The organism is Mesorhizobium sp. M1406 (assembly GCF_040317555.1).
Classification (GTDB): Bacteria; Pseudomonadota; Alphaproteobacteria; order Rhizobiales; family Rhizobiaceae; genus Mesorhizobium.
The window spans coordinates 1-6205 of the sequence record NZ_JAMYKW010000126.1 but is presented as its reverse complement, the minus strand read 5'-3'; the positions used below and the strand labels follow the sequence as shown (position 1 = coordinate 6205).

Below are 6205 nucleotides of genomic sequence, written 5' to 3'. Positions count from 1 at the left end.
TCGCCGAGCGGCTGCTGGAGGCGGGCTGTCAGGTTCTGATGCCGTGGTGTGCACCGATCGGTTCCGCCCTCGGGCCGATCAACATCACGGCGCTGCGCTCGATGCGCGGACATTTCCCTGATGTTCCGCTGATCGTGGATGCGGGGCTCGGACGGCCATCGCACGCGGCAACCGTCATGGAGCTCGGCTTTGACGCCGTACTCCTGAACACCGCGGTCGCCAAGGCGACCGATCCGGTCGGCATGGCGCGTGCGTTCGGCAAGGCGGTCGAGGCCGGTCGTGAAGCTTTCAGCTCGGGTATGCTTGAACCGCGCGACGTCGCCGTGCCATCGACGCCGACCATCGGCAGGGCCGTTTTTTCATGAAGCTCGATCCCTTCTACCTGATCGTCGACAGCGCTGACTGGGTCGAGCGGCTGGTCCCGCTCGGCGTCAAGCTGGTTCAGTTGCGCATCAAGGATAGGGACGAGACCACGCTGCGGTCGGAAATCCGCCGCGCGAACGACGTCTGCGCGGTCCATGGTTGCCAACTGATCGTCAACGACTATTGGCGCACGGCAATCGAGGAAGGCTGCGACTTCGTCCATCTCGGCCAAGAGGATTTGGCTGCGGCCGACCTGCTGGCGATTAAGTACGCCGGATTGAAGCTCGGGCTTTCCACGCACGATCATCTAGAACTGGAAATGGCCATCGCTGCCGAGCCCGACTATGTCGCGCTCGGCCCCATCTATCCCACCGTCCTGAAGCAGATGAAATGGGCGCCGCAAGGGCTCGAGCGGATCAGCGAGTGGAAGCATCGGGTGGCGCCGATCCCATTGGTCGCCATTGGCGGCCTCAACCCCGATCGGCTCGACGGTGTTTTCGCGGCTGGTGCGGACAGCGCGGCGGTGGTTACCGACATCACGTTGAATGCCGATCCCGAAGCGCGCACGCGAGAATGGATCGAAAAGACAAAGCCATGGCGCTGAGGCGAGAACCGCATGTGCTCGTGGTCGGCGGTTCGGACTCCAGCGGCGGAGGCGGAATAGCACGCGATATCGAGACGATCTCTTCCATTGGCGTGCGCACCTGCCTGGCTGTCACAGCGCTGACCGTGCAGACGCACGACGCCGTCATGGAAATCCATCCTTCGCAGCCCGATCTTGTGGCCGATCAGATGCGCGCCGCGCTGCAGGCCAACAAGGTGACCGCCATCAAGATCGGCATGCTCGCAGCGGCCGAGATCGTCGTTGCCGTCGCGGCTGTGCTCCGCGAAAATCCACAGGTGCCGGCAGTACTCGACCCGGTGCTGGCCTCGACATCAGGCCGGGCGCTGCTGGACGCAAGGGCCATCGCCGCCATGAAACGCGACCTGATGCCCCTTTGCCGCCTCGTCACACCCAATCTCATCGAGCTGGCGCTTCTTGTTGGCTTAGAGCCAGCGGTTGATGAAGACGGCGCGGTGTGGCAAGGCCAGGAATTGCTGGTGGCCGGGATGCAGGCCCTGCTGATCAAGGGCGGCCACGCGGCGGGACCCCGATCGATCGATATTCTGTTGCGCCCCGATCACGAACCAGTCCGCTTTGACACGCCGCGTCTTGCCGCATCGATGCGCGGGACGGGCTGCATGCTGGCCAGCTCGATTGCGGCACATCTGGCGAAGGCGCAATCAATCGAGTACGCCGTGCGCCAGGGCAAGCTCTTTGTGTTAGAAAAGCTTCGGAAAACCCCAGCCGAATAGCCGTAGAGCCGGCTCAAGCGTTCAGCGGCTGACGCTGAAATGGAAGCCGTAGCCCTCCTGCCCTTTTTTCACAGGGCGTGACGGGATGAGGCCGCTTTGCAGATCGGAATTCAGCGGCGCCGAGACAAGCTGCCCTGCCAGGCCGGGAAAGTAACGGGACTCTTCCTGCGGCGAAGCGCACTGCCAGTCAGGCATGGGGATGCACTTGTGCCTCCTGGCGAGTGTGAGGCCGCAGGAGCGAGGCATTTCAGCGCGGCGGGGGCCGCCGGATCTGGCCCCGCAGTGCTGGAGCAAAGCAAAGGCCGGTTTGAGTGGGTGGGGAGAGAGGGCCGCGCGCCTCTCTTCCCGCTACATAGGAAAGGTGCCGCTAGGCACATCCATGTCGGCGCAGCCGTGCCGCGAAGCGGCCCAAGAAAGAAGAGCGTACAAAACGGAAGCACCGAAATGCCCGCCAGCGGGACCAAGTCAGATCGGTGCAGGAGAAAGACCGTGGCCCTGAGACCGGCTCAACAGGGCGGCCGTAGGAGCATCAGCAACGCGCCGCCGTCAGGCGGGATGCGGAACGGACGGCCCCCGGCGAAGGGCGCCGTTCTCTTTGAGCTGCGACCCTGGTGAGCGCCTTCGTGCCTAAAGCTGTGCCGTCGGGCTAAGCTTCAGCTTCAGATCGTTCTGAAAAGCCGAACATGGTTCGTCGAGGTAACCCTTGAGGGAAGGATCCTTGTCGGGTTCCCTGTTTTTCGACAAAATCGCCCTGCAGAATTTATATTGCGATTTGGCGGCATCGCACTGCTGGGTGTCCGCCTTATAGCAAGCGTGGACCAAAACGGCTCCCACGTAATCATGCTCGACGTTGTTGGAAGAAAGGTGGGTCTGAATGTCTTGGAGAATGGCAACTCCATGGGACATCCCATCTGCTCCGGAGTAGGTCATTACGAGTTGACCGGGTCGTTCAAAGCCGCTTACCGAGCCGCTCCCTGCAACGTTCTCGTAGGTGCCAGACAAATCCGGGGCCGACGTGAATGTCACCTTGAAGGGGTGCCCCAGGCCGACGGGGGTGACATCCGTAAAGTCGGGACCGTAGTACACCGAGAGATACCACTCGCCCTCTGTAAGAGCGTTGGGGGCTTGCCCGAGCCCAAGGCGCTGCATGCTCTTGTCGATGACAGTCCGAACGACGTTGGACGTGCCCTGCTGGATGCCTTCGCCGAAGCCGGTCCAGATGAAGGCGCCTACGGCCAACACAGCCACACCCAGCAGGCCGAACCTCGCACCTGTTGACTTCGTTTCACGCCCGGGCTCGATTTCCGGCTGGTCCTGCATCCGCCCCTCGCAACGCTCGTCGGGAACAACTTGGGACCCGATTATGGGCCCCAAGGGATCGGTCAGCAGGCTTCCAGATGAACTTTCTTCTTCATGTGCATTCCTCCTCGACTCAAGGGCACTTGCCGTGCGGAGCCGAACACACGCAGTATGGAGATGATAACCCGATTGCGGCTTTCAAGTGTCCTCGCATCCCCCGAGGGCGCCACCTGATCTCTCGGGCAACCTTGTTCGGCGCCGCAGTTATTGAGGCGGCCGGCTTGGAAGCAGTTCCTTATGGCCCTCATGCATAAACCAGAGCACCCGTTTGAGATGACTGCGAAGGGCCTTACGGGCGCGGATTGGCTCTTTGACCGGATCGATACCCAGTACATCCAGCGCCATCTCCTCTTCGCTGGCACTGTCGGCGCAAGCGTCCATGAGCTTCAAATAGAGCTCGAAATGCTTGTCATCATATGCGGTTAGGCTTTCCGACCAGGGGACTTCCGTTGCAATGGTTGGATCAGGTGTTGGGCGCGATCTGCTTTTCATCCATGTCTCGCTTTGGCGATGAACCAGGCCCCCGTTCCAATTCAGAATATCTCCATCTAGCGCACTTTCAACAGTTCTCGGCCTTCTTCGGACAGTGCCCAATCGTTGCATATGGTCGTGGGTTCCAAATTGGCGCGCGGCTGCTCGCGACCATACATCCTCAACTTGGCGAGGCGATGTAACGCCCGGCGGAACCAGAATGGCGCGGCTATTGAGCATCGCCGATTGGACCGAACCTCTTATTTTAGCTTCGCGGTAATCTTGTCTGGATGCTTGCAAGCGTCCATCATGCCGCCGTACATACGCTTAAGGATCTCGCCCATCACCGTACGAGCAGCAAACATTTCCAAACTCGATCTTGTAACTTGAGGCTTTGCGTTACTGCATAGCTGCATTGCACAATATGTGTTTGCGCATTGCACAACTTTTAGCGGTTAAGCTTACAGCTGATTGGCCTGCTGCCGGTTTCGTGGACACCAAGATAAGGTGTTTAACGGAACTGGAGAGTGGGAATGCAAAGAAGGAAGTTCAGCCGCGAGTTCAAGCTTGAGGCGGTGAGATTGATCAAGGATCGGGGCGTTGCGGTGGCCCAGGCTGCCCGCGACCTCGATGTCCACGAGAATGTGCTGCGCAAATGGGTGCGCGAGCTATCGGCCGATCCGCAGCGTGCGTTTCCCGGTCATGGGCAGATGAAGCCGGAGCAGCAGGAGATTGACCGGCTGCGCAAGGAAGTCGCGAAGCTGAAGGCGGAGCGCGACATCCTAAAAAAGGCCGCAGCCTACTTCGCGAGGGAAGTGACATGAGGTTCGCTTTCATCGCGAGGCACCGGGGCATCTGGCCGGTGGCATGGCTGTGCAGTGCGCTGGATGTGTCCCGCTCGGGCTTCCATGCCTGGCTCAACCGCAGCCCTAGCGTTCGCTCCCAGCATGACGAGATCCTCGTTTCCAGGATCGACCGAAGCTTCAAGAGCAGCGACCGCACCTACGGCGCGCGTCGGGTCTGGCACGACGTTCTGGCAGAGGGGCTTTCCTGCGGACTGCATCGCATCGAACGCCTCATGCGGGAGAACGGCCTCCGGGCACGTCCACGCCGGCGCGGACTGCCGAAGGATACCGGCGAGCGAGCCGCCGTGTCGGACAACCTCCTCGATCGCGCCTTCGAGGCATCGGCCCCGAACCAGAAGTGGGTCGCCGACTTCACCTACATCTGGACTGCGGAAGGATGGATCTACGTTGCCGCCGTCGTCGATCTGTTCTCCCGCCGTGTCGTCGGCTGGGCGATGAAGGCCGAGATGACCGCGCAGCTCGTCACCGACGCTCTCATCATGGCGATCTGGAGGAGAGGCAAGCCCGACAGCCTGCTGCACCACTCCGACCAGGGATCGCAATATACGAGCGAGCAGTTCCAGCGACTGATGGCCGACCACGGCATCACCTGTTCAATGAGCCGGTCGGGCAACGTCTGGGACAACGCTGCGATGGAGAGCTTCTTCTCGTCGCTCAAGACCGAGCGGACAGCCCGCAAGGTCTACAGGACGAGAGATGATGCGAGGGCGGATGTGTTCGATTACATCGAGCGCTTCTATAACCCTCGGCGAAGGCACTCGACGCTAGGCTATCTGAGCCCCGTCGAGTTCGAGGAACAAGCTATGCTAGCTTAACCTCGTGTCCGAAAAACCGGCAGCAGGCCAGATGCACGCGATGGTTTCCTCCCATTCCATCGTACCAGCTGTTCCCCTCTGAAGGTTTTGACTTTACACCTAAAGGGCCTCGGTTTTCCGATGGCCCTTTTTTTTGGCGATCGCCACGTCGTCAATTGCAACGCGGCGCGATCGCCGGTTCAGCCATCAGACTTTGGAACCATTTCTGCCCGGCCAATCCCTCCCGACAAAAGTCTGATCTTCACCAGCCTTCTACGGGCCAGCGTTCGCGCCAGGAGTTCAAAGCCGCGTCCGTAACATTCGACAATGAAAGCCAATGTCATCAGGTCGAGTAGAAACTCGTCAATCGCATGTGTGAGCGCATCAGACTTTTGTCCGAACTGAAGGAGCAGGGCGCGGGCGTCTTCGATCGCGGCCTGGCAATCGTCTGCATCTATCAGGGAACTGATCCTGTCAAAGATCTGCAAGCGTCCTCACTTTTCGGAAGCCACACTCAGCATCGAACGCCGCTGATGAGTGAGTTTCCAACAAAAGAACAGGGTAACGTTTCGCGAAAAATCGCTCGGCAGCGCGTCGAACGAGCATGATGCCTCAAATGACATGTGAATTCCGGCTCACCAACATGTCGTCGAAGGCGAGTGAGCCGGCCCATTTCTGCGTCCCGGCCGCCTGACAACTGGTCAGGAGGAACTGTGGCCACATTCGTCGTAGGCAAATGGGCCATCTATTCTTAAGCCGCCACGGTTCAGCCTAGATTACATGGGAAGCGACAATAACGGAAAGAAAAGGTTCGCAAAATGAATAGGGTGGCTGGATCAAACGAAGATTTGGCTGCACCAACGACCTTTGGGCCACTTCTGCAGCCCACCTTTCGCTCGATCTGGCTCGCCACGCAGGTTTCAAGCCTCGGCTGGTTGATGCAGACTGTCGCCATCAGCTGGCTGATGGCAACGATCTCGACTTCCGATCTGATGG

8 protein-coding genes are annotated in these 6205 nt (G+C 60.0%); 5 read left to right on the top strand and 3 right to left on the bottom strand.

The annotated features are described in order from the left end of the window. The 3 genes from NKH03_RS34080 to NKH03_RS34070 all read left to right on the top strand — a co-directional run. The coding region (locus tag NKH03_RS34080; RefSeq protein WP_502913584.1) for a beta/alpha barrel domain-containing protein at positions 1-365 on the top strand (365 nt) is incomplete at its 5' end. Beyond that, the gene (locus NKH03_RS34075; protein WP_352973224.1) at positions 362-967 is read left to right on the top strand and encodes a thiamine phosphate synthase; all 606 of its coding nucleotides are present in this window, start codon (positions 362-364) and stop codon (positions 965-967) included. The genes NKH03_RS34080 and NKH03_RS34075, both read left to right, overlap by 4 nt. Beyond that, positions 958-1719 carry a hydroxymethylpyrimidine/phosphomethylpyrimidine kinase gene (locus tag NKH03_RS34070; protein WP_352973228.1) on the top strand — a complete coding sequence of 254 codons (762 nt, stop codon included), beginning with the start codon at positions 958-960 and terminating at the stop codon, positions 1717-1719. The genes NKH03_RS34075 and NKH03_RS34070 overlap by 10 nt, the downstream gene beginning before the upstream one ends. Positions 1720-2346: 627 nt before the next feature. Here NKH03_RS34070 and NKH03_RS34065 read toward each other — a convergent pair. After that, positions 2347-3039 (bottom strand): hypothetical protein, encoded by a 693-nt coding sequence (locus NKH03_RS34065; protein ID WP_023747646.1) that lies wholly within the window; start codon positions 3037-3039, stop codon positions 2347-2349. Between the two features lie 243 nt (positions 3040-3282). Continuing rightward, positions 3283-3570 carry a hypothetical protein gene (locus NKH03_RS34060; RefSeq protein WP_081726247.1) on the bottom strand — a complete coding sequence of 96 codons (288 nt, stop codon included), beginning with the start codon at positions 3568-3570 and terminating at the stop codon, positions 3283-3285. Positions 3571-4082: 512 nt separating this feature from the next. Between NKH03_RS34060 and NKH03_RS34055 the strand changes: the two genes are divergently transcribed. Continuing rightward, positions 4083-5230, top strand: a protein-coding gene (locus NKH03_RS34055; protein WP_352973223.1) for an IS3-like element ISMlo4 family transposase whose coding sequence is annotated in 2 segments (ribosomal slippage) — positions 4083-4332 and positions 4332-5230 — 1149 coding nt in all. Because the reading frame shifts where the segments join, the coding sequence is not laid out codon by codon here. 179 nt (positions 5231-5409) lie between these two features. Here NKH03_RS34055 and NKH03_RS34050 read toward each other — a convergent pair. After that, positions 5410-5697 carry a hypothetical protein gene (locus tag NKH03_RS34050; protein WP_352973222.1) on the bottom strand — a complete coding sequence of 96 codons (288 nt, stop codon included), beginning with the start codon at positions 5695-5697 and terminating at the stop codon, positions 5410-5412. Between the two features lie 330 nt (positions 5698-6027). Between NKH03_RS34050 and NKH03_RS34045 the strand changes: the two genes are divergently transcribed. Continuing rightward, positions 6028-6205, top strand: a 178-nt coding sequence (locus tag NKH03_RS34045) for an MFS transporter (RefSeq protein ID WP_352973226.1), incomplete at its 3' end; no start/stop codon positions are given.